The 23,237-nt window shown below is 44.1% G+C and carries 13 protein-coding genes, 11 tRNA genes and 6 rRNA genes; all 30 read left to right on the forward strand.

Annotated features, from left to right (window positions below; translation table 11 throughout):
- The first annotated feature begins 64 nt into the window (after positions 1–64).
- The 30 genes from cysK to MKX78_RS00550 all read left to right on the forward strand — a co-directional run bounded on the left by cysK (position 65) and on the right by MKX78_RS00550 (position 23,237).
- Positions 65–988 (forward strand): cysteine synthase A, encoded by a 924-nt coding sequence (gene cysK, locus MKX78_RS00405; protein WP_341049316.1) that lies wholly within the window; start codon positions 65–67, stop codon positions 986–988.
- A 171-nt stretch (positions 989–1,159) separates the two neighbouring features.
- Positions 1,160–2,569, forward strand: coding sequence for an anthranilate synthase component I family protein (locus MKX78_RS00410; protein WP_341049319.1), 1,410 nt, complete (start codon positions 1,160–1,162; stop codon positions 2,567–2,569).
- On the forward strand, positions 2,566–3,168 hold the full coding sequence (gene pabA / locus MKX78_RS00415) for an aminodeoxychorismate/anthranilate synthase component II (RefSeq protein ID WP_307319474.1): 603 nt from the start codon (positions 2,566–2,568) through the stop codon (positions 3,166–3,168). Before MKX78_RS00410 ends, pabA begins: the two co-directional genes overlap by 4 nt.
- Positions 3,158–4,018 (forward strand): aminodeoxychorismate lyase, encoded by an 861-nt coding sequence (gene pabC, locus MKX78_RS00420; RefSeq protein WP_341049322.1) that lies wholly within the window; start codon positions 3,158–3,160, stop codon positions 4,016–4,018. Before pabA ends, pabC begins: the two co-directional genes overlap by 11 nt.
- Positions 4,019–4,028: 10 nt before the next feature.
- Complete coding sequence (gene folP, locus MKX78_RS00425; RefSeq protein ID WP_341049324.1) at positions 4,029–4,865, forward strand: dihydropteroate synthase; 837 nt, start codon at positions 4,029–4,031, stop codon at positions 4,863–4,865.
- On the forward strand, positions 4,858–5,220 hold the full coding sequence (gene folB / locus MKX78_RS00430; protein ID WP_095371258.1) for a dihydroneopterin aldolase: 363 nt from the start codon (positions 4,858–4,860) through the stop codon (positions 5,218–5,220). The genes folP and folB overlap by 8 nt, the downstream gene beginning before the upstream one ends.
- Positions 5,220–5,783 carry a 2-amino-4-hydroxy-6-hydroxymethyldihydropteridine diphosphokinase gene (gene folK, locus MKX78_RS00435; RefSeq protein WP_095371257.1) on the forward strand — a complete coding sequence of 188 codons (564 nt, stop codon included), beginning with the start codon at positions 5,220–5,222 and terminating at the stop codon, positions 5,781–5,783. The genes folB and folK overlap by 1 nt, the downstream gene beginning before the upstream one ends.
- A complete protein-coding gene (locus tag MKX78_RS00440; protein WP_095371256.1) occupies positions 5,699–5,923 on the forward strand; it encodes a helix-turn-helix domain-containing protein in 225 nt (74 codons plus the stop codon). The genes folK and MKX78_RS00440 overlap by 85 nt, the downstream gene beginning before the upstream one ends.
- A gap of 17 nt (positions 5,924–5,940) precedes the next feature.
- Positions 5,941–6,942: a tRNA dihydrouridine synthase DusB gene (dusB, locus tag MKX78_RS00445; RefSeq protein WP_341049326.1), complete on the forward strand. Its 1,002-nt coding sequence runs from the start codon at positions 5,941–5,943 to the stop codon at positions 6,940–6,942.
- 237 nt (positions 6,943–7,179) lie between these two features.
- The gene (lysS, locus tag MKX78_RS00450; protein WP_328200258.1) at positions 7,180–8,679 is read left to right on the forward strand and encodes a lysine--tRNA ligase; all 1,500 of its coding nucleotides are present in this window, start codon (positions 7,180–7,182) and stop codon (positions 8,677–8,679) included.
- Positions 8,680–9,682: 1,003 nt separating this feature from the next.
- Positions 9,683–11,231: ribosomal RNA gene (locus MKX78_RS00455) — 16S ribosomal RNA — on the forward strand.
- 326 nt (positions 11,232–11,557) lie between these two features.
- Positions 11,558–14,490: ribosomal RNA gene (locus MKX78_RS00460) — 23S ribosomal RNA — on the forward strand.
- A 75-nt stretch (positions 14,491–14,565) separates the two neighbouring features.
- Positions 14,566–14,682, forward strand: a 5S ribosomal RNA gene (gene rrf, locus MKX78_RS00465).
- A gap of 9 nt (positions 14,683–14,691) precedes the next feature.
- Positions 14,692–14,767, forward strand: a tRNA-Val gene (locus MKX78_RS00470).
- Positions 14,768–14,784: 17 nt separating this feature from the next.
- Positions 14,785–14,860: transfer RNA gene (locus tag MKX78_RS00475), tRNA-Thr, on the forward strand.
- A gap of 7 nt (positions 14,861–14,867) precedes the next feature.
- Positions 14,868–14,943 (forward strand) — tRNA-Lys (locus MKX78_RS00480).
- A gap of 9 nt (positions 14,944–14,952) precedes the next feature.
- A tRNA-Leu gene (locus tag MKX78_RS00485) sits at positions 14,953–15,037 on the forward strand.
- Positions 15,038–15,055: 18 nt separating this feature from the next.
- A tRNA-Gly gene (locus tag MKX78_RS00490) sits at positions 15,056–15,130 on the forward strand.
- A gap of 6 nt (positions 15,131–15,136) precedes the next feature.
- A tRNA-Leu gene (locus tag MKX78_RS00495) sits at positions 15,137–15,225 on the forward strand.
- Positions 15,226–15,234: 9 nt separating this feature from the next.
- Positions 15,235–15,311 (forward strand) — tRNA-Arg (locus tag MKX78_RS00500).
- A 4-nt stretch (positions 15,312–15,315) separates the two neighbouring features.
- Positions 15,316–15,392: transfer RNA gene (locus MKX78_RS00505), tRNA-Pro, on the forward strand.
- A 17-nt stretch (positions 15,393–15,409) separates the two neighbouring features.
- Positions 15,410–15,485 (forward strand) — tRNA-Ala (locus MKX78_RS00510).
- A 183-nt stretch (positions 15,486–15,668) separates the two neighbouring features.
- Positions 15,669–17,217, forward strand: a 16S ribosomal RNA gene (locus MKX78_RS00515).
- A gap of 99 nt (positions 17,218–17,316) precedes the next feature.
- Positions 17,317–17,393, forward strand: a tRNA-Ile gene (locus tag MKX78_RS00520).
- Positions 17,394–17,408: 15 nt separating this feature from the next.
- A tRNA-Ala gene (locus tag MKX78_RS00525) sits at positions 17,409–17,484 on the forward strand.
- 259 nt (positions 17,485–17,743) lie between these two features.
- Positions 17,744–20,676: ribosomal RNA gene (locus MKX78_RS00530) — 23S ribosomal RNA — on the forward strand.
- Positions 20,677–20,751: 75 nt separating this feature from the next.
- Positions 20,752–20,868 (forward strand): 5S ribosomal RNA (gene rrf, locus MKX78_RS00535).
- Together the 16S, 23S and 5S rRNA genes with 11 tRNA genes alongside form the textbook arrangement of a ribosomal RNA operon.
- A gap of 249 nt (positions 20,869–21,117) precedes the next feature.
- On the forward strand, positions 21,118–21,579 hold the full coding sequence (locus MKX78_RS00540) for a CtsR family transcriptional regulator (protein WP_095371254.1): 462 nt from the start codon (positions 21,118–21,120) through the stop codon (positions 21,577–21,579).
- Positions 21,580–21,606: 27 nt separating this feature from the next.
- Positions 21,607–22,155, forward strand: coding sequence for a UvrB/UvrC motif-containing protein (locus tag MKX78_RS00545; protein WP_095371253.1), 549 nt, complete (start codon positions 21,607–21,609; stop codon positions 22,153–22,155).
- Between the two features lie 2 nt (positions 22,156–22,157).
- The gene (locus MKX78_RS00550; protein WP_095371252.1) at positions 22,158–23,237 is read left to right on the forward strand and encodes a protein arginine kinase; all 1,080 of its coding nucleotides are present in this window, start codon (positions 22,158–22,160) and stop codon (positions 23,235–23,237) included.

The following is a 23,237-nucleotide window of genomic DNA, read 5'->3' on the forward strand; positions in this document are numbered from 1 at the left end:
TGGTTGTGTGATTGATAAATTAAAATAAAACCAATAATAATACTCGGAATAAGGAGTGGAGAAGATGGTACGTATTGCAAATTCAATTACTGAACTCATCGGACAAACACCAATAGTGAAGCTTAATCGTATTGTAGAAGATGGAAGTGCGGATATTTATTTGAAGTTGGAGTATATGAATCCTGGAAGCAGTGTAAAAGATCGTATTGCCAATGCAATGATAGAAGCCGCAGAAAAAAGTGGTGATTTAAAAGAAGGCGACACAATTATTGAACCAACTAGTGGGAATACCGGTATTGGTCTGGCTATGGTTGCTGCAGCAAAAGGGTATCAAACGATTTTAGTGATGCCTGAGACCATGAGTATGGAGAGAAGAAATCTTCTTCGTGCATATGGAGCAGAATTAGTGTTAACGCCAGGACCAGATGGTATGGGTGGAGCAATAAGAAAAGCGCAAGAATTAGCGAAAGAGCATGGATACTTCATGCCACAACAATTCGAAAACTTATCAAATCCTGAAGTACATCGCGAGACAACAGGAAAAGAGATTGTTGAGCAAATGGGCGATCAATTAGATGCATTTATTGCTGGTATTGGTACAGGTGGCACGATTACAGGTGCTGGTCAAGTACTGAAGGAAAAATACAAGGATATTAAGATTTATGCAGTTGAGCCTGCTGATTCTCCTGTTCTTACAGGTGGAAAGCCTGGACCGCATAAGATTCAAGGTATTGGCGCAGGATTTGTACCTGAGATATTAGATACAAAGGTATATGATGAAATTATCGCTGTTGCCAATGAAGATGCGTTTGCTCAAGCCCGTCGAGCGGCTAAAGAGGAAGGGATTCTAGGTGGTATCTCTTCAGGTGCAGCTATTCACGCGGCTTTAAAGGTAGCCAAAGAGCTTGGAGAAGGCAAAAAAGTATTGGCGATTATTCCAAGTAATGGAGAGCGGTACTTAAGTACACCACTTTATCAATTTGATTAAAACGATAAAGAAAACGGCAGTGATGAGCACTGCTGTTTTTTTATTCAAAAATGAAGGCTGGCACCATCGTACTTGGTGACTAGCCTTCATTTTTGATTAACAATTATTACAATGAGAAAATGACTAGTAATTTGTAAGCATTTCGGTATGATGAGTATGAGGTGAGATTCAATGAAAAAGATGATACATACAAAAAAGTTAAGCTATTCGAAGGAATGGTTTTTTCCATTATACAAAAAGATAGCAAAGGACTATGATATACATATTTTATTAGAGAGCGGTAGAAGTGGCCGTTATAGTATGGCTGGCTTTTGTCCAATCGTTGAGTTTACGGGGAAAGATAATAAGTTATACATAAAAACAAGTGAAGGGGTGCAAGTGGCACATGGCAACCCATTACATGAAATGAAAAAGTGGTTAAAGCAATATGAAATCGAAGAGCCTTTAGAGAGTTTACCAGATTTTCATGGAGGTGTATTGGGATTTGTAAGTTATGATTACGGACGTTATATTGAAAACCTACCAGACATGACTGAAGATGATTTGGAAATGCCTGATACGCACTTCTTCTTATTTGAAGAATGGTTCGTTTTTGATCATGATACAGAAGAATTATGGTTGATATTTGCCCATGATACAGAAGAGGATGTCACCTCGAGGGAAACAGCATGGGTGAATCGTTGGACAGAGGAAGTGGAACAAGGAGAGGTACAATTAGCTGGAGAAAAGGAACCTACTTTAAAAGACGTTTCCATCAGTGAAGAAACGTTTGTTCAAGCAGTGGAAAAAGTACAATCATATATTGCGAGTGGTGATGTGTTCCAAGTCAACCTTTCTGTAAGAGGAAGCCAAAAGTTGAACGTTCCTCCCATCGAAGTGTACAGTCAATTACGTGAACTGAATCCATCTCCTTATATGGGTTATTTAAATACCCCTGATTACCAGCTTGTCAGTGGTTCGCCAGAATTATTAGTAAAGAAAAAAGGCGATGAAGTGAGTACAAGGCCGATTGCGGGTACTCGTTCACGTGGTAAGGATGAAAGAGAGGATCTTAAATTAGCCAATGAATTGATTGAAAATGAAAAGGAACGGGCTGAGCATGTCATGCTTGTTGATTTAGAACGGAATGACTTAGGACGTGTGTGCCAATATGGAACGGTTGAAGTTAATGAGTTTATGGTGATTGAAAAATACTCCCACGTCATGCATATTGTGTCGAATGTAAGGGGGCAAATAGCTAACGGTAGAGATGGGTACGATTTAATCGATGCCTCATTTCCAGGCGGCACAATCACAGGTGCACCGAAAATTAGAACGATGGAAATAATTGATGAGTTAGAACCAGTAAGAAGAGGTATTTATACAGGGTCGCTTGGTTGGATCGGCTTTAATGGTGATTTAGAGTTGAATATTATGATTCGAACAATGCTAGTCAAAGAGGAAGTGGCATATGTACAAGCAGGAGCGGGAATCGTTATTGATTCTGAAGCGCATTTAGAATATAAAGAATCGTTAAAGAAGGCCAAGGCGTTATGGCGTGCAAAAGAGTTAGCTGAAGAGAAGGGGGATTGGAAAAAGTGATATTAATGATTGATAACTTTGATTCTTTTACGTTTAATTTGGTGCAATATTTAGGGGAATTAGGTGCAGATGTGTTAATTAAGCGTAATGATGAAATCACAATCGCTGATATAGAAGCACTTTCCCCCTCGTGCTTAATGATTTCACCAGGACCCTGTAGTCCGGATGAAGCGGGTATTAGCTTAGCGGCGATAGAAGCTTTTGCTGGGAAACTCCCTATCTTCGGTGTATGTTTAGGGCATCAATCAATTGCACAAGTATTTGGAGGCAAGGTTGTGCGAGCAGATAGATTGATGCATGGGAAAACTTCACCCGTTTTTCATAACCAACAAACGATCTATAGGGGAATTGAAGTGCCGTTTTTAGCTACACGCTATCATTCTTTAATTGTGGAGAGAGAGACCCTTCCAGATTGCTTCGAAGTCTCTTCGTGGACGGAGGAAGGTGAAATTATGGGTATTAAACATCGCCTTTTACCAATAGAAGGAGTGCAGTTTCACCCTGAATCCATTATGACTTCAGCAGGAAAAGGTTTGCTCTTAAACTTCCTTAATCAGCATGACCTCATTCAACAAGGGGGCAAACACTTTGTATATTAGTGTCAATGGCAAGCTGGTGCGAAAAGAAGAAGCGAGTATTTCTCCATTTGATCATGGGTATTTATATGGTTTAGGCTTATTTGAAACCTTTCGTATATACAATGGACATCCGTTTTTATTGGATGACCATTTAGCGCGGTTGAAACAAGGGTTAGATGCTGTATGTATTCGTAGTCCATTTAATGGGCGAGAAGAGTTACAATTTCGTTTAGCTGAATTATTAGAAATGAATCAGTTAAGAAATGCTAGAATAAGAGTAAATGTTTCTGCGGGAATAGGTGAAGTAGGTTTAAGGGCTGACCATTATATAGAACCTACCGTTATTATTTTTGCCAATGAATTACCTGAAGCCCCCCTACCGGTTGAAAAAAACGGAAAAATCCTTTCAATTAGAAGAAATACACCAGAAGGGGCTGAACGTTTAAAATCACACCACTTTTTAAACAATATTTTAGCCAAACAGGAATTAGGTGCAGATAATACGTTAGAGGGAATTTTTTTAACAAAGGAAGGTTTTTTGGCTGAAGGCATTTCTTCTAATGTTTTTTGGACTAAAGGAAATGTGTTATACACACCAGCGATTGATACAGGTATTTTAAACGGTATTACGAGGCAATTTATTATAAAGATAGCTAAAAAGTTAAGGTTGGAGATTGAAGAAGGTGTGTTCCACCGTACTGAAATCGTTGATGCAGATGAGATATTTATTACCAACTCTATTCAGGAAATTGTTCCGCTTAAAACAATGGAAGGTCGAAAGCTCCCTGGTCTAAATGGACCGATAGTAACCTTGTTGCAGGGGGTATACAAACAACAAAGAGAGAATTTATGGGGTAGAGATTCATTTTAGGAGGAATAGCATGACAAACAGTGTATTACATTGTGGTTCTTATACCTTAGATTATAGTAGGAAGACATTAATTATGGGCATACTTAATATCACGCCCGATTCTTTCTCTGATGGTGGTAAATACAACCAATTAGAGAATGTGGTAAAGAGAGCGAAGGAATTAGTGGAGGCTGGAGCAGATATTATCGATATTGGTGGCGAATCTACGAGGCCAGGATATGAAGAGATTTCTGTTGAGGAAGAAATTGCACGAGTTGTTCCCGCGATAGAAGCGATTGTAAAGGAAGTTCGAATTCCTCTTTCTATTGATACTTATAAAGCAGAAGTGGCGAAGCACGCCCTAGAAGCAGGTGCGCACATTATTAATGATATATGGGGTGCGAAGAGAGATAAAGAAATGGCATCATTAGCCGCTGAAAAAGATGTCCCCATTATCTTAATGCATAATAGAGATAATGAAAAATATGATTCATTCTTTAGAGATTGTATGAATGACTTATATGAAAGTATCGCAATTGTTAAGGCAGCGGGGGTTAAGGATGACAATATCATCTTAGATCCAGGTATAGGATTTGCGAAAAGCCATGAAGATAACATAGAAATGATGCGTCATCTTGATCAGCTTGTGGCGTTTGGTTATCCAGTATTGCTAGGTACATCAAAGAAACGAATGATAGCCAATGTGCTTAACCTACCTGTTGATGACAGAATGGAAGGGACAGGGGCGACAGTCTGTTATGGTATTCAAAAGGGCTGTCAGATTATGCGTGTACATGATGTAAAGGAAATGAGCCGTATGGCTAAAATGATGGATGCGCTTATTGGGAAGGATGTTAATCTTGGATAAAATCTATTTAAATCGCATGGCGTTTTATGGATATCACGGGGTATTTACTGAAGAGAATCGCCTAGGACAACGTTTTTATGTAGATTTAACAATTGAGTTAGATTTAAGTGAAGCGGGGAAAAGTGATGATTTAAATCACACGATAAATTATGCAGATCTATATGAGTTGTGTAAGACAATAGTAGAGGGCAAACCATTCAAGTTAGTAGAGGCATTAACAGAGAAAATTGCCTCAGAAGCATTAGCCACCTTTAAACAAATATCTCAAATAACTGTAAAAGTAGTGAAGCCGGATCCCCCTATTCCGGGTCATTATGATTCTGTAGCGATAGAAATGACAAGGAGTAGGAAATAGTGACAAATATAGCTTTTATCGGCTTGGGCTCAAATATGCCAGATCGAGAAGTAAACTTATATGAAGCAATAAGTGAGCTAGCAAAGAGTAAAGATATAGAAATAGTAAATTATTCCTCCATATATGAGACGGACCCTGTTGGATTTGAAGACCAAGCTCAATTTTTGAACATGGTTATACAAGTTAGTACGACATTATCTTCTTCGCAACTATTAAAAGCTTTATTAAGAGTTGAGCAAGATCTTGGTAGAAAAAGGGTTATTCGTTGGGGGCCAAGAAATATAGACCTTGACATTTTACTGTATAATCAAGAAAATATTGAGACAGAGACGTTAATCGTTCCACACCCACGTATGCATGAGAGAGCTTTCGTGCTCATTCCACTTCTAGAGATTCAACCAACCATTTGCTTACCGGATGAGGAACAGCCTTTACATGAGAAATTAGAGGCGATCCCAGACAAAAAAGGAGTTCGGATATGGAAGCGGAAAAATGGGGGAGACGTATTCGCGCTTTTCGAAAGCTCAAAGGATACACCCAAGAAGGTTTTGCGAAAAAGTTAGGTATATCAGTTTCTATTATTGGTGAGATTGAAAGAGGTAATCGTATGCCTACGGAACAATTACTAGAAAAAATTACAACATTACTACATGTGACAATGGAGGATTTAGCTCCACCTGAAGAGCAGGAAATCCATAAATAGAAGGAGGTCTCTCGGATATGTTTCAAATTGGTGATGTTAACATCAAGAACCGAGTGGTCCTTGCACCGATGGCTGGTGTGTGTAACTCTGCATTCCGATTAACAGTAAAAGAATTCGGATCAGGACTTGTATGTGCCGAAATGGTGAGCGATAAGGGCATTATTTTAAAAAATGAAAGAACAATGAATATGCTGTATATAGATGAGCGTGAAAAGCCGTTAAGTCTACAAATTTTCGGTGGGGAAAAAGAAACCTTGGTTGAGGCAGCGAAATTTGTTGACCAAAATACTAATGCAGATATTATCGATATTAATATGGGATGTCCTGTGCCGAAAATCACCAAATGTGATGCGGGTGCCAAATGGCTTTTAGACCCAAATAAAATCTACGAAATGGTTTCAGCGGTTGTGTCGGAGGTAGAAAAGCCCGTAACAGTCAAAATGCGTATGGGTTGGGATGAAGACCATATATACGCTGTGAAAAACGCCCAAGCAGTAGAACGTGCTGGAGGTAAAGCGGTCTCGTTGCACGGTCGTACGAGAGTGCAAATGTATGAAGGTACAGCTAACTGGGACATCATTCGAGAAGTAAAACAAAACATTCAAATCCCGTTAATCGGTAATGGAGATGTACAGACTCCCCAAGATGCCCAAAGAATGTTAGATGAAACAGGTGTCGATGGGGTGATGATTGGACGCGCAGCTTTAGGGAACCCGTGGATGATCTATCGGACTGTCAAATATCTAGAAACTGGAGAGCTCATGGGAGAACCGTCCGTTCGTGAGAAAATGGATGTCTGTACATTGCATATGGATCGATTGATTGAACTGAAAAATGAACATATTGCTGTGCGGGAAATGCGTAAACATGCAGCTTGGTATTTAAAAGGAATCAAAGGAAATGCAAAAGCTCGTGCAGCTATTAATGAATGTAATACTAGAGAAGATGTTGTAAACGTCCTTTCTGAGTTAGTAGTGGAAATGGAAGAAAAAGAAAGACAAGCTTCAAAAGCAGTCTAATTAACTACAATTAGTGGCAACTAGCGTTTAATAGCGGGTTTGACATCATTTTTATATTTAACTATAATATTTCTGTGAAACAATGAACGACTGCCAGTCACTTGCTGGCAGTTTTTATTCTATTTCTTTACTTAATAGATGTCTGTCGTTGTTGTATTGTGTACAATAATAGAGATATAAAATACTAAATCTTCGTAAACCGCCCTTAGGCGTCTACATAAAAGATTTAAGATGGAGATGGTATCTGTGAGTCAAAATCATGAAGAATTAAATGACCAATTAGTGGTTAGACGTGAAAAGATGAACAGTCTTCGTGAACAAGGCGTAGATCCTTTCGGAAAAAGATTTGATCGCACACATCAATCACAGCAATTGGTTGAGGAATACTCTCAATTTGAAAAAGAAGAATTAGAGGAAAAAGAAATTCCTGTAACCATTGCAGGTAGAATTATGACAAAACGCGGTAAAGGTAAAGCGGGTTTTGCTCATATTCAAGATTTATCTGGACAAATCCAATTATACGTTCGTAAGGATGCTGTTGGTGAAGAAGCATATGAAGTTTTTACATCTGCTGATTTAGGTGATATTGTCGGTGTTTCGGGTGTTCTTTTCAAAACAAAAGTAGGGGAACTTTCTGTTAAAGCAAAACAATTTGAATTATTAACAAAAGCCCTACGTCCTTTACCTGATAAATTCCATGGTTTAAAAGATGTGGAGCAAAGATATCGCCAGCGTTACCTAGATTTGATTATGAGCGAAGAAAGTAAACATACCTTCATTACTCGTAGTCGTATTATACAATCTATGAGACGTTATCTAGATGATCAAGGTTATCTTGAAGTAGAAACACCAATGATGCATGCTATTGCAGGTGGGGCTTCAGCAAAACCTTTTATTACACATCATAATGCGTTGGATATGGAATTATATATGCGTATTGCCATTGAACTACACTTAAAACGCCTGATTGTTGGTGGGATGGAGAAAGTGTATGAAATCGGCCGTGTATTCCGTAATGAGGGAGTGTCTACAAGACATAATCCTGAGTTTACGATGATTGAACTATATGAGGCTTATGCTGATTATCGTGATATTATGAGTTTGACAGAGAACCTTATTGCGCATATTGCAGAAGAAGTTCTAGGTTCAACGACTGTTCAGTATGGTGAATACGAAATTAATCTGAAACCAGAGTGGAAAAGGCTTCATATGGTAGATGCGGTTAAAGAATATACTGGTGTAGACTTCTGGAAAGAAACATCAGTTGATGAAGCGCGTGCGCTTGCAAAAGAGCATGGTGTGGAAATTACCGAGCATATGCAATATGGTCACATCGTCAATGAATTCTTTGAACAAAAAGTAGAAGAGAAGCTAATTCAACCTACCTTTATTTTCGGACACCCGGTAGAAATCTCTCCACTTGCGAAAAAGAATGAAAACGATCCACGTTTTACTGACCGTTTTGAGTTATTTATAGTCGCTAGAGAACACGCTAATGCATTCACGGAACTTAATGATCCAATTGATCAAAAAGAACGCTTTGAAGCGCAGTTAAAAGAGCGTGAGCAAGGAAACGATGAAGCACATATGATGGATAACGACTTTATTGAGGCGTTAGAATACGGAATGCCGCCAACTGGTGGACTAGGTATTGGTGTGGACCGTTTAGTTATGTTACTAACAAACGCAGCTTCTATTAGAGATGTGTTATTGTTCCCGCATATGCGTCAAAAATAAATATTAATGGATGAAAAAAGCCAGTTGAAGTTTACAAAAGTAAACTTCAACTGGCTTTAATTGTATTTAAACAAATGAAGCAGTGTACTATGATTAGTAAAAATTGATAATTTATTAGAAGCTATACTATCTGAATTAGTTAGTTTTTTAGTTATGTTACTTTAAACTTTACTGCTTCACTTTGACTATTTGCTAATTGCCATGGGTTTATTAATTGTGTTCCTTGCTTTCAATTGAATTGTTAGAGAAGGAGAGTGATCCATATAGGAAAAGGTAAAGGTGGGTGCATCTGTATTAAATCCATTATCAAACAATTGATATTCAAGTCTTTTTTTCAATATGCGTAGAGCTGGCAACCGTTTGTTCTAATGAAAACGAAGCTAATAAGGTAGAAAAGCAATTTATTAATCACTTTGGTTAGGCTGTCGTTCGTTCTAGAAATAGGTGGTTTTTGACGCAGCAGTGTTAAGAGGAAAAACAGAAAGGTTTAAGTGCTATTTGTTGTTTGCGTTTCTGCTTGGATGTAGATTATGTGACGAGTAAAGGTACAAAGGTATATTTTCCTGTAAGTATTCAATTTAGAAGATAAAAGAAAAGCTGTTTAATGATAAAGATTCTACTTGTTTAATTAAAGTAATAGTACAATAGAAAAAACTTATTAAAAGATTAGTTGGGAAGTTGAAATTACGGATTTGAAGTTTGTTTTCAAAAAAAGAAGTTTCTTAATAAAAACTTTAAAAATTATATTGCAAACACTTTTCAATCGTGATATAGTAGTTTTTGTTCCCAAGAGAGAGCAAGTTTACTCAACTAATCATCAAAAATTATTTTAAAAAAGTAGTTGACATGATGTTGGTGGGATGATAAGATTATAAAGTCGCTTCTGAAGCGAACGAGATTGTTCTTTGAAAACTGAACGAACGTAAAACGTCAAGCGTAATTCTAAAAAAGCTGATTTATCAGCAACAAAGCACCATAGGTGCAAATGAGCTAATCAAACACTTTATTGGAGAGTTTGATCCTGGCTCAGGACGAACGCTGGCGGCGTGCCTAATACATGCAAGTCGAGCGAATCTGAGGGAGCTTGCTCCCAAAGATTAGCGGCGGACGGGTGAGTAACACGTGGGCAACCTGCCTGTAAGACTGGGATAACTCCGGGAAACCGGGGCTAATACCGGATAATATCTATTTATACATATAATTAGATTGAAAGATGGTTCTGCTATCACTTACAGATGGGCCCGCGGCGCATTAGCTAGTTGGTGAGGTAACGGCTCACCAAGGCGACGATGCGTAGCCGACCTGAGAGGGTGATCGGCCACACTGGGACTGAGACACGGCCCAGACTCCTACGGGAGGCAGCAGTAGGGAATCTTCCGCAATGGACGAAAGTCTGACGGAGCAACGCCGCGTGAGTGATGAAGGTTTTCGGATCGTAAAACTCTGTTGTTAGGGAAGAACAAGTATCGGAGTAACTGCCGGTACCTTGACGGTACCTAACCAGAAAGCCACGGCTAACTACGTGCCAGCAGCCGCGGTAATACGTAGGTGGCAAGCGTTGTCCGGAATTATTGGGCGTAAAGCGCGCGCAGGCGGTTCCTTAAGTCTGATGTGAAAGCCCACGGCTCAACCGTGGAGGGTCATTGGAAACTGGGGAACTTGAGTGCAGAAGAGGAAAGTGGAATTCCAAGTGTAGCGGTGAAATGCGTAGAGATTTGGAGGAACACCAGTGGCGAAGGCGACTTTCTGGTCTGTAACTGACGCTGAGGCGCGAAAGCGTGGGGAGCAAACAGGATTAGATACCCTGGTAGTCCACGCCGTAAACGATGAGTGCTAAGTGTTAGAGGGTTTCCGCCCTTTAGTGCTGCAGCAAACGCATTAAGCACTCCGCCTGGGGAGTACGACCGCAAGGTTGAAACTCAAAGGAATTGACGGGGGCCCGCACAAGCGGTGGAGCATGTGGTTTAATTCGAAGCAACGCGAAGAACCTTACCAGGTCTTGACATCCTCTGACAATCCTAGAGATAGGACTTTCCCCTTCGGGGGACAGAGTGACAGGTGGTGCATGGTTGTCGTCAGCTCGTGTCGTGAGATGTTGGGTTAAGTCCCGCAACGAGCGCAACCCTTGATCTTAGTTGCCAGCATTCAGTTGGGCACTCTAAGGTGACTGCCGGTGACAAACCGGAGGAAGGTGGGGATGACGTCAAATCATCATGCCCCTTATGACCTGGGCTACACACGTGCTACAATGGATGGTACAAAGGGCTGCAAGACCGCGAGGTTTAGCCAATCCCATAAAACCATTCTCAGTTCGGATTGTAGGCTGCAACTCGCCTACATGAAGCCGGAATCGCTAGTAATCGCGGATCAGCATGCCGCGGTGAATACGTTCCCGGGCCTTGTACACACCGCCCGTCACACCACGAGAGTTTGTAACACCCGAAGTCGGTGGGGTAACCTTTTGGAGCCAGCCGCCTAAGGTGGGACAGATGATTGGGGTGAAGTCGTAACAAGGTAGCCGTATCGGAAGGTGCGGCTGGATCACCTCCTTTCTAAGGAATATACGGAATTAACTTGATGTTAGACTGTTCGTTCAGTTTTGAGAGTATAATCTCTCAATTCAATCGTTCTTTGAAAACTAGATAATGTAATGAAGAAGATTACCGAGTAATCGCCACCTTAGTTATTTTTTCTCTCTATATATTATAGATTGATTTAAAATACTAAACTTTTTTAATAAACACAACCGAGAGGGTTGTGAGAAGCAAGCAGTTCAAGGAAGCGAGCGAGGAAACACCGGAGTGTGCGTCTTGTGCACATGAGGATGTTGACGAGTGAGCTGACGCCGAAATGCGTAGCTTATCGCAAGCCGAACAATGGTTAAGTTAATAAGGGCGCACGGTGAATGCCTTGGCACTAGGAGCCGATGAAGGACGGGACTAACACCGATATGCTTCGGGGAGCTGTAAGTAAGCTTTGATCCGGAGATTTCCGAATGGGGAAACCCCCTATCCGTTATGGGATAGGATCCATACCTGAATACATAGGGTATGGAAGGCAGACCCGGGGAACTGAAACATCTAAGTACCCGGAGGAAGAGAAAGCAAACGCGATTCCCTGAGTAGCGGCGAGCGAAACGGGATTAGCCCAAACCAAGAGGCTTGCCTCTTGGGGTTGTAGGACATTCTATACGGAGTTACAAAGGAACGAGATAGACGAAGAGGTCTGGAAAGGCCCGCCATAGGAGGTAAAAGCCCTGTAGTTGAAACTTCGTTCCCTCCAGAGTGGATCCTGAGTACGGCGGGACACGAGAAATCCCGTCGGAAGCAGGGAGGACCATCTCCCAAGGCTAAATACTCCCTAGTGACCGATAGTGAACCAGTACCGTGAGGGAAAGGTGAAAAGCACCCCGGAAGGGGAGTGAAAGAGATCCTGAAACCGTGTGCCTACAAGTAGTTAGAGCCCGTTAATGGGTGATAGCGTGCCTTTTGTAGAATGAACCGGCGAGTTACGATTACATGCGAGGTTAAGTTGGACAGACGGAGCCGTAGCGAAAGCGAGTCTGAATAGGGCGAATGAGTATGTGGTCGTAGACCCGAAACCAGGTGATCTACCCATGTCCAGGGTGAAGTCCAGGTAACACTGGATGGAGGCCCGAACCCACGTACGTTGAAAAGTGCGGGGATGAGGTGTGGGTAGCGGAGAAATTCCAATCGAACTTGGAGATAGCTGGTTCTCTCCGAAATAGCTTTAGGGCTAGCCTCATGCGTAAGAATCTTGGAGGTAGAGCACTGTTTGGACTAGGGGCCCTCATCGGGTTACCGAATTCAGACAAACTCCGAATGCCAAAGATTTATCCATGGGAGTCAGACTGCGAGTGATAAGATCCGTAGTCAAGAGGGAAACAGCCCAGACCACCAGCTAAGGTCCCAAAGTATACGTTAAGTGGAAAAGGATGTGGAGTTGCTTAGACAACCAGGATGTTGGCTTAGAAGCAGCCACCATTTAAAGAGTGCGTAATAGCTCACTGGTCGAGTGACTCCGCGCCGAAAATGTACCGGGGCTAAACGTATCACCGAAGCTGTGGATTGAACATCGTTGATGTTCAGTGGTAGGAGAGCGTTCTAAGGGCGTTGAAGCTAGACCGTAAGGACTGGTGGAGCGCTTAGAAGTGAGAATGCCGGTATGAGTAGCGAAAGATGGGTGAGAATCCCATCCACCGAATGCCTAAGGTTTCCTGAGGAAGGCTCGTCCGCTCAGGGTTAGTCGGGACCTAAGCCGAGGCTGAAAAGCGTAGGCGATGGACAACAGGTTGATATTCCTGTACCACCGTATTCTGTTTGAGTGATGGGGGGACGCAGGAGGATAGGGTAAGCGCACTATTGGATGTGCGTCTAAGCAGTTAGAGGGACCATGAGGCAAATCCCATGGTCACATACCTTGAGCTGTGATAGCGAGGGAAATTTAGTACCGAAGTTCTTGATTCCACACTGCCAAGAAAAGCCTCTAGCGAGGAATAAGGTGCCCGTACCGCAAACCGACACAGGTAGGCGAGGAGAGAATCCTAAGGTGAGCGAGAGAACTCTCGTTAAGGAACTCGGCAAAATGACCCCGTAACTTCGGGAGAAGGGGTGCTCATTAGGGTGTTAAAGCCTTGATGAGCCGCAGTGAATAGGCCCAGGCGACTGTTTAGCAAAAACACAGGTCTCTGCGAAGCCGCAAGGCGAAGTATAGGGGCTGACGCCTGCCCGGTGCTGGAAGGTTAAGAGGAGAGGTTAGCTCACGCGAAGCTTTGAATCGAAGCCCCAGTAAACGGCGGCCGTAACTATAACGGTCCTAAGGTAGCGAAATTCCTTGTCGGGTAAGTTCCGACCCGCACGAAAGGCGTAACGATCTGGGCACTGTCTCAACGAGAGACTCGGTGAAATTATAGTACCTGTGAAGATGCAGGTTACCCGCGACAGGACGGAAAGACCCCGTGGAGCTTTACTGTAGCCTGATATTGAATTTTGGTACAGCTTGTACAGGATAGGTAGGAGCCTTAGAAGCCGGAGCGCTAGCTTCGGTGGAGGCGTCGGTGGGATACTACCCTGGCTGTATTGAAATTCTAACCCACATCCCTTATCGGGATGGGAGACAGTGTCAGGTGGGCAGTTTGACTGGGGCGGTCGCCTCCTAAAGAGTAACGGAGGCGCCCAAAGGTTCCCTCAGAATGGTTGGAAATCATTCGTAGAGTGTAAAGGCACAAGGGAGCTTGACTGCGAGACCTACAAGTCGAGCAGGGACGAAAGTCGGGCTTAGTGATCCGGTGGTTCCGCATGGAAGGGCCATCGCTCAACGGATAAAAGCTACCCCGGGGATAACAGGCTTATCTCCCCCAAGAGTCCACATCGACGGGGAGGTTTGGCACCTCGATGTCGGCTCATCGCATCCTGGGGCTGTAGTCGGTCCCAAGGGTTGGGCTGTTCGCCCATTAAAGCGGTACGCGAGCTGGGTTCAGAACGTCGTGAGACAGTTCGGTCCCTATCCGTCGTGGGCGCAGGAAATTTGAGAGGAGCTGTCCTTAGTACGAGAGGACCGGGATGGACGCACCGCTGGTGTACCAGTTGTCTTGCCAAAGGCATCGCTGGGTAGCTATGTGCGGAAGGGATAAGTGCTGAAAGCATCTAAGCATGAAGCCCCCCTCGAGATGAGATTTCCCATAGCGCAAGCTAGTAAGATCCCTGAAAGATGATCAGGTTGATAGGTTAGAGGTGGAAGTGTGGCGACACATGTAGCTGACTAATACTAATCGATCGAGGACTTAACCAAACAGGCGATTACTCAATAAATATCTTCTTCAACATTACCTAGTTTTGAGGGAACGATTCCCTTACAATTTCATAGTCCGGTGGCGATAGCGAGAAGGTCACACCCGTTCCCATACCGAACACGGAAGTTAAGCTTCTCAGCGCCGATGGTAGTTAGGGGCTGTCCCCTTGTGAGAGTAGGACGTTGCCGGGCATACATATTGGAGGATTAGCTCAGCTGGGAGAGCATCTGCCTTACAAGCAGAGGGTCGGCGGTTCGATCCCGTCATCCTCCACCATTTTTTTGTGTTTATTTGCCGGCCTAGCTCAATTGGTAGAGCAACTGACTTGTAATCAGTAGGTTGGGGGTTCAAGTCCTCTGGCCGGCACCACTTGTACGAGCCATTAGCTCAGTTGGTAGAGCATCTGACTTTTAATCAGAGGGTCGAAGGTTCGAGTCCTTCATGGCTCACCATTTATATATGCGGGTGTGGCGGAATTGGCAGACGCACCAGACTTAGGATCTGGCGCCGCAAGGCGTGGGGGTTCGACTCCCTTCACCCGCACCATTTTTATTTTGAATATTTGCGGAAGTAGTTCAGTGGTAGAACATCACCTTGCCAAGGTGAGGGTCGCGGGTTCGAATCCCGTCTTCCGCTCCAATAAGTGCCGGGGTGGCGGAACTGGCAGACGCACAGGACTTAAAATCCTGCGGTAGGTGACTACCGTACCGGTTCGATTCCGGTCCTCGGCACCACTTATTGATGCGCCCGTAGCTCAATTGGATAGAGCGTTTGACTACGGATCAAAAGGTTAGGGGTTCGACTCCTCTCGGGCGCGCCATAAACGGGAAGTAGCTCAGCTTGGTAGAGCACTTGGTTTGGGACCAAGGGGTCGCAGGTTCGAATCCTGTCTTCCCGACCATTTTTATTACTCTTTTTGGGGCCTTAGCTCAGCTGGGAGAGCGCCTGCTTTGCACGCAGGAGGTCAGCGGTTCGATCCCGCTAGGCTCCACCAAAAACATTTTAAAAAAGTTATTGACATAACAAGTTAAGATGTTGTATGATTATAAAGTCGCTTCTAAAGCGAATGAGATTGTTCTTTGAAAACTGAACGAACGTAAAACGTCAAGCGTAATTCTAAAAAAGCTGATTTATCAGCAACAAAGCACCATAGGTGCAAATGAGCTAATCAAACACTTTATTGGAGAGTTTGATCCTGGCTCAGGACGAACGCTGGCGGCGTGCCTAATACATGCAAGTCGAGCGAATCTGAGGGAGCTTGCTCCCAAAGATTAGCGGCGGACGGGTGAGTAACACGTGGGCAACCTGCCTGTAAGACTGGGATAACTCCGGGAAACCGGGGCTAATACCGGATAATATCTATTTATACATATAATTAGATTGAAAGATGGTTCTGCTATCACTTACAGATGGGCCCGCGGCGCATTAGCTAGTTGGTGAGGTAACGGCTCACCAAGGCGACGATGCGTAGCCGACCTGAGAGGGTGATCGGCCACACTGGGACTGAGACACGGCCCAGACTCCTACGGGAGGCAGCAGTAGGGAATCTTCCGCAATGGACGAAAGTCTGACGGAGCAACGCCGCGTGAGTGATGAAGGTTTTCGGATCGTAAAACTCTGTTGTTAGGGAAGAACAAGTATCGGAGTAACTGCCGGTACCTTGACGGTACCTAACCAGAAAGCCACGGCTAACTACGTGCCAGCAGCCGCGGTAATACGTAGGTGGCAAGCGTTGTCCGGAATTATTGGGCGTAAAGCGCGCGCAGGCGGTTCCTTAAGTCTGATGTGAAAGCCCACGGCTCAACCGTGGAGGGTCATTGGAAACTGGGGAACTTGAGTGCAGAAGAGGAAAGTGGAATTCCAAGTGTAGCGGTGAAATGCGTAGAGATTTGGAGGAACACCAGTGGCGAAGGCGACTTTCTGGTCTGTAACTGACGCTGAGGCGCGAAAGCGTGGGGAGCAAACAGGATTAGATACCCTGGTAGTCCACGCCGTAAACGATGAGTGCTAAGTGTTAGAGGGTTTCCGCCCTTTAGTGCTGCAGCAAACGCATTAAGCACTCCGCCTGGGGAGTACGACCGCAAGGTTGAAACTCAAAGGAATTGACGGGGGCCCGCACAAGCGGTGGAGCATGTGGTTTAATTCGAAGCAACGCGAAGAACCTTACCAGGTCTTGACATCCTCTGACAATCCTAGAGATAGGACTTTCCCCTTCGGGGGACAGAGTGACAGGTGGTGCATGGTTGTCGTCAGCTCGTGTCGTGAGATGTTGGGTTAAGTCCCGCAACGAGCGCAACCCTTGATCTTAGTTGCCAGCATTCAGTTGGGCACTCTAAGGTGACTGCCGGTGACAAACCGGAGGAAGGTGGGGATGACGTCAAATCATCATGCCCCTTATGACCTGGGCTACACACGTGCTACAATGGATGGTACAAAGGGCTGCAAGACCGCGAGGTTTAGCCAATCCCATAAAACCATTCTCAGTTCGGATTGTAGGCTGCAACTCGCCTACATGAAGCCGGAATCGCTAGTAATCGCGGATCAGCATGCCGCGGTGAATACGTTCCCGGGCCTTGTACACACCGCCCGTCACACCACGAGAGTTTGTAACACCCGAAGTCGGTGGGGTAACCTTTTGGAGCCAGCCGCCTAAGGTGGGACAGATGATTGGGGTGAAGTCGTAACAAGGTAGCCGTATCGGAAGGTGCGGCTGGATCACCTCCTTTCTAAGGAATATACGGAATTAACTTGATGTTAGACTGTTCGTTCAGTTTTGAGAGTGCAATCTCTTTGATATGATTAAATACTTTACCGTGAAGTTATGTGGGCCTATAGCTCAGCTGGTTAGAGCGCACGCCTGATAAGCGTGAGGTCGATGGTTCAAGTCCATTTAGGCCCACCATTTTAACTTTAATACGGGGCCTTAGCTCAGCTGGGAGAGCGCCTGCTTTGCACGCAGGAGGTCAGCGGTTCGATCCCGCTAGGCTCCACCAACAAATTGTTCTTTGAAAACTAGATAATGTAATGAAGAAGATTACCGAGTAATCGCCACCTTAGTTATTTTTTCTCTCTATATATTATAGATTGATTTAAAATACTAAACTTTTTTAATAAACACAACCGAGAGGGTTGTGAGAAGCAAGCAGTTCAAGGAAGCGAGCGAGGAAACACCGGAGTGTGCGTCTTGTGCACATGAGGATGTTGACGAGTGAGCTGACGCCGAAATGCGTAGCTTATCGCAAGCCGAACAATGGTTAAGTTAATAAGGGCGCACGGTGAATGCCTTGGCACTAGGAGCCGATGAAGGACGGGACTAACACCGATATGCTTCGGGGAGCTGTAAGTAAGCTTTGATCCGGAGATTTCCGAATGGGGAAACCCCCTATCCGTTATGGGATAGGATCCATACCTGAATACATAGGGTATGGAAGGCAGACCCGGGGAACTGAAACATCTAAGTACCCGGAGGAAGAGAAAGCAAACGCGATTCCCTGAGTAGCGGCGAGCGAAACGGGATTAGCCCAAACCAAGAGGCTTGCCTCTTGGGGTTGTAGGACATTCTATACGGAGTTACAAAGGAACGAGATAGACGAAGAGGTCTGGAAAGGCCCGCCATAGGAGGTAAAAGCCCTGTAGTTGAAACTTCGTTCCCTCCAGAGTGGATCCTGAGTACGGCGGGACACGAGAAATCCCGTCGGAAGCAGGGAGGACCATCTCCCAAGGCTAAATACTCCCTAGTGACCGATAGTGAACCAGTACCGTGAGGGAAAGGTGAAAAGCACCCCGGAAGGGGAGTGAAAGAGATCCTGAAACCGTGTGCCTACAAGTAGTTAGAGCCCGTTAATGGGTGATAGCGTGCCTTTTGTAGAATGAACCGGCGAGTTACGATTACATGCGAGGTTAAGTTGGACAGACGGAGCCGTAGCGAAAGCGAGTCTGAATAGGGCGAATGAGTATGTGGTCGTAGACCCGAAACCAGGTGATCTACCCATGTCCAGGGTGAAGTCCAGGTAACACTGGATGGAGGCCCGAACCCACGTACGTTGAAAAGTGCGGGGATGAGGTGTGGGTAGCGGAGAAATTCCAATCGAACTTGGAGATAGCTGGTTCTCTCCGAAATAGCTTTAGGGCTAGCCTCATGCGTAAGAATCTTGGAGGTAGAGCACTGTTTGGACTAGGGGCCCTCATCGGGTTACCGAATTCAGACAAACTCCGAATGCCAAAGATTTATCCATGGGAGTCAGACTGCGAGTGATAAGATCCGTAGTCAAGAGGGAAACAGCCCAGACCACCAGCTAAGGTCCCAAAGTATACGTTAAGTGGAAAAGGATGTGGAGTTGCTTAGACAACCAGGATGTTGGCTTAGAAGCAGCCACCATTTAAAGAGTGCGTAATAGCTCACTGGTCGAGTGACTCCGCGCCGAAAATGTACCGGGGCTAAACGTATCACCGAAGCTGTGGATTGAACATCGTTGATGTTCAGTGGTAGGAGAGCGTTCTAAGGGCGTTGAAGCTAGACCGTAAGGACTGGTGGAGCGCTTAGAAGTGAGAATGCCGGTATGAGTAGCGAAAGATGGGTGAGAATCCCATCCACCGAATGCCTAAGGTTTCCTGAGGAAGGCTCGTCCGCTCAGGGTTAGTCGGGACCTAAGCCGAGGCTGAAAAGCGTAGGCGATGGACAACAGGTTGATATTCCTGTACCACCGTATTCTGTTTGAGTGATGGGGGGACGCAGGAGGATAGGGTAAGCGCACTATTGGATGTGCGTCTAAGCAGTTAGAGGGACCATGAGGCAAATCCCATGGTCACATACCTTGAGCTGTGATAGCGAGGGAAATTTAGTACCGAAGTTCTTGATTCCACACTGCCAAGAAAAGCCTCTAGCGAGGAATAAGGTGCCCGTACCGCAAACCGACACAGGTAGGCGAGGAGAGAATCCTAAGGTGAGCGAGAGAACTCTCGTTAAGGAACTCGGCAAAATGACCCCGTAACTTCGGGAGAAGGGGTGCTCATTAGGGTGTTAAAGCCTTGATGAGCCGCAGTGAATAGGCCCAGGCGACTGTTTAGCAAAAACACAGGTCTCTGCGAAGCCGCAAGGCGAAGTATAGGGGCTGACGCCTGCCCGGTGCTGGAAGGTTAAGAGGAGAGGTTAGCTCACGCGAAGCTTTGAATCGAAGCCCCAGTAAACGGCGGCCGTAACTATAACGGTCCTAAGGTAGCGAAATTCCTTGTCGGGTAAGTTCCGACCCGCACGAAAGGCGTAACGATCTGGGCACTGTCTCAACGAGAGACTCGGTGAAATTATAGTACCTGTGAAGATGCAGGTTACCCGCGACAGGACGGAAAGACCCCGTGGAGCTTTACTGTAGCCTGATATTGAATTTTGGTACAGCTTGTACAGGATAGGTAGGAGCCTTAGAAGCCGGAGCGCTAGCTTCGGTGGAGGCGTCGGTGGGATACTACCCTGGCTGTATTGAAATTCTAACCCACATCCCTTATCGGGATGGGAGACAGTGTCAGGTGGGCAGTTTGACTGGGGCGGTCGCCTCCTAAAGAGTAACGGAGGCGCCCAAAGGTTCCCTCAGAATGGTTGGAAATCATTCGTAGAGTGTAAAGGCACAAGGGAGCTTGACTGCGAGACCTACAAGTCGAGCAGGGACGAAAGTCGGGCTTAGTGATCCGGTGGTTCCGCATGGAAGGGCCATCGCTCAACGGATAAAAGCTACCCCGGGGATAACAGGCTTATCTCCCCCAAGAGTCCACATCGACGGGGAGGTTTGGCACCTCGATGTCGGCTCATCGCATCCTGGGGCTGTAGTCGGTCCCAAGGGTTGGGCTGTTCGCCCATTAAAGCGGTACGCGAGCTGGGTTCAGAACGTCGTGAGACAGTTCGGTCCCTATCCGTCGTGGGCGCAGGAAATTTGAGAGGAGCTGTCCTTAGTACGAGAGGACCGGGATGGACGCACCGCTGGTGTACCAGTTGTCTTGCCAAAGGCATCGCTGGGTAGCTATGTGCGGAAGGGATAAGTGCTGAAAGCATCTAAGCATGAAGCCCCCCTCGAGATGAGATTTCCCATAGCGCAAGCTAGTAAGATCCCTGAAAGATGATCAGGTTGATAGGTTAGAGGTGGAAGTGTGGCGACACATGTAGCTGACTAATACTAATCGATCGAGGACTTAACCAAACAGGCGATTACTCAATAAATATCTTCTTCAACATTACCTAGTTTTGAGGGAACGATTCCCTTACAATTTCATAGTCCGGTGGCGATAGCGAGAAGGTCACACCCGTTCCCATACCGAACACGGAAGTTAAGCTTCTCAGCGCCGATGGTAGTTAGGGGCTGTCCCCTTGTGAGAGTAGGACGTTGCCGGGCAATATAAAAGAGCACATCATTTGTATGTGCTCTTTTTTGTCGTGCTATAATGAATTCGTTTATTTAAATGGACAAATAACATCTACACAATCTAAACATAATATAAATTTAATGAATGAACCTATATTTCATACGTTTGAGATTTAGAAAAAAAGGGGAAAATTAATAATACTACTTCGTTGCAACATTTCACACAAATCATGTATAATTTATGTCAAATATAGTCAAAGTCAGATAGGGGGAGGCCGGGTGAAAAATATATCAGATATTATTGAAAAATATCTTAAAGAAGTCTTGGAACTTAGCGAAAGGGAAATTGTTGAAATTAAGCGGAGCGAGATCGCTGATAAATTTCAATGTGTCCCATCTCAAATAAATTACGTCATAAATACTCGGTTTACAGTTGAAAAAGGCTATGCTGTCGAAAGTAAACGTGGCGGTGGTGGTTATATAAGAATCACCAAAGTGCAAGCTTATGATTATGTTGATTTAATTAATCAATTGATTAGGATTGTACGTGATCGTATTTCACAAAATAGTGCTGAAAATATTATAAACAGATTAGTTGAAGAAGAGATTATTACTACTCGAGAAGCGAAGATTATGTTAAGTGTCATTGACCGTTCAGTTCTTTACTTAGAGTTACCCTATAGGGATGAGTTAAGAGCAAGGATGCTTGTTGCGATGCTAAATACATTGAAATATAAGTAGGCTGTAAAGTATGGAGGGGTGAAACAGATGATATGCCAAGAATGTAATCAGAGACCTGCGACTCTACATTTTACAAAAATTATGAATGGCGAAAAGGCTGAGTTCCATTTATGTGAAAAATGTGCCCAAGAACATGGGGATATGTTTATGTTAAATAATGGATCTGGATTTTCTATTAATAATCTATTGAGCGGATTATTTAATATAGATACAAGTTATGCAAATAACCAAGCTCAGTTAAATAAACAAGCGCAGGTAGTACAGTGTGAGCAATGCTCGATGACCTTTCCTCAATTTGTTAAAGTCGGGAAATTCGGATGTGCCCACTGTTATGAATCTTTCCGAGCACAGTTAAAGCCAATTATTAAAAGGCTTCATAGTGGTAATTGGAATCATAATGGAAAAATCCCTACAAGAATGGGTGGAGATATCCATTTGAAAAAGCAAATTGAGGATTTAAAAATAAACTTGAAAGAACTTATAACTAAAGAGGAATTTGAAAAAGCAGCAGAGACAAGAGATGCAATACGTCAATTGGAAAAAGAAATGAAAAACCATCTAGAGGGAGGGGAATGAACTTGTCTTTAGAAAGGTTTATCAATCAGGCTGTCAGCTCTTGGATGAGTGCAGAAGGTCCTGATTCTGATATAGTACTTAGTTCTAGAATTCGTTTAGCTCGCAATATTAAACAGGTTAATTTTCCAACAATCTTTTCCCATGATGAAGCTAAACGTGTGATAGAGATCATTAAAGCAAGAATGGAAAAATCGACTTTTGATACTTATGGTGACTTTTCGTTATTGCAAATGGATGATTTACAACCATTGCAAAAAAGGGTGCTGATGGAAAAACATTTGATTAGTCCTCATTTAGCAGAAAACGCTAGTCATGGTGCCTGCCTACTTACTGAAAATGAAGAGGTTAGCATTATGTTGAATGAAGAAGATCATATACGTATACAGTGTTTATTTCCAGGCTTCCAATTATCAGAAGCATTAGAAGTTGCAAACCAAATTGATGATTGGTTAGAAACTGAGATTGATTATGCATATGATGAACAGGTAGGGTATTTAACTAGTTGCCCAACGAATGTCGGTACAGGTCTCAGAGCATCTGTCATGATGCATTTACCAGGATTAGTATTAACTCATCAAATGAATAGAATCATTCCAGCAATTAACCAACTTGGATTAGTTGTTAGAGGAATTTATGGAGAAGGTAGCGAAGCATTAGGTAATATCTTTCAAGTTTCTAACCAAATCACATTAGGGAAATCAGAAGAAGATATTGCTGAGGATTTAAAAAGTGTTGTGGAGCAATTAATTTCGCAGGAAAGGTCAGCAAGAGAAGCATTAGCGAAAACCTCTAACATACAATTAGAAGATAGAGTCTTCAGATCCTATGGTATTTTATCTAATAGCCGAATCATTGAATCAAAAGAAGCGGCTAGATGTTTATCGGATGTTCGCCTTGGAATAGACATGGACTATATACAAGGCATATCAAAAAATATATTAAATGAATTAATGGTTTTAACACAACCAGGATTTTTACAGCAATATGCTGGAGGCCCATTACGACCGTTTGAACGGGATATTCGTAGAGCTTCTCTTATTCGAGAAAGATTAAAAATGGAAGATCAAGAGTTGGGAGGATGA

Origin of the sequence: Cytobacillus sp. FSL R5-0569 (assembly GCF_038007265.1) — a bacterium.
Taxonomy (GTDB): domain Bacteria; phylum Bacillota; class Bacilli; order Bacillales; family Cytobacillaceae; genus Cytobacillus; species Cytobacillus kochii.

What these genes read in the sequence shown, in the direction of transcription:
- folP (WP_341049324.1), top strand. Translation starts at nt 4,029, where the DNA reads ATGACAAACAGTGTATTACATTGTGGTTCTTATACCTTAGATTATAGT.
- cysK (WP_341049316.1), top strand. Translation starts at nt 65, where the DNA reads ATGGTACGTATTGCAAATTCAATTACTGAACTCATCGGACAAACACCA.
- lysS (WP_328200258.1), top strand. Translation starts at nt 7,180, where the DNA reads ATGGTATCTGTGAGTCAAAATCATGAAGAATTAAATGACCAATTAGTG.
- MKX78_RS00545 (WP_095371253.1), top strand. Translation starts at nt 21,607, where the DNA reads ATGATATGCCAAGAATGTAATCAGAGACCTGCGACTCTACATTTTACA.
- MKX78_RS00440 (WP_095371256.1), top strand. Translation starts at nt 5,699, where the DNA reads ATGGAAGCGGAAAAATGGGGGAGACGTATTCGCGCTTTTCGAAAGCTC.
- dusB (WP_341049326.1), top strand. Translation starts at nt 5,941, where the DNA reads ATGTTTCAAATTGGTGATGTTAACATCAAGAACCGAGTGGTCCTTGCA.
- MKX78_RS00410 (WP_341049319.1), top strand. Translation starts at nt 1,160, where the DNA reads ATGAAAAAGATGATACATACAAAAAAGTTAAGCTATTCGAAGGAATGG.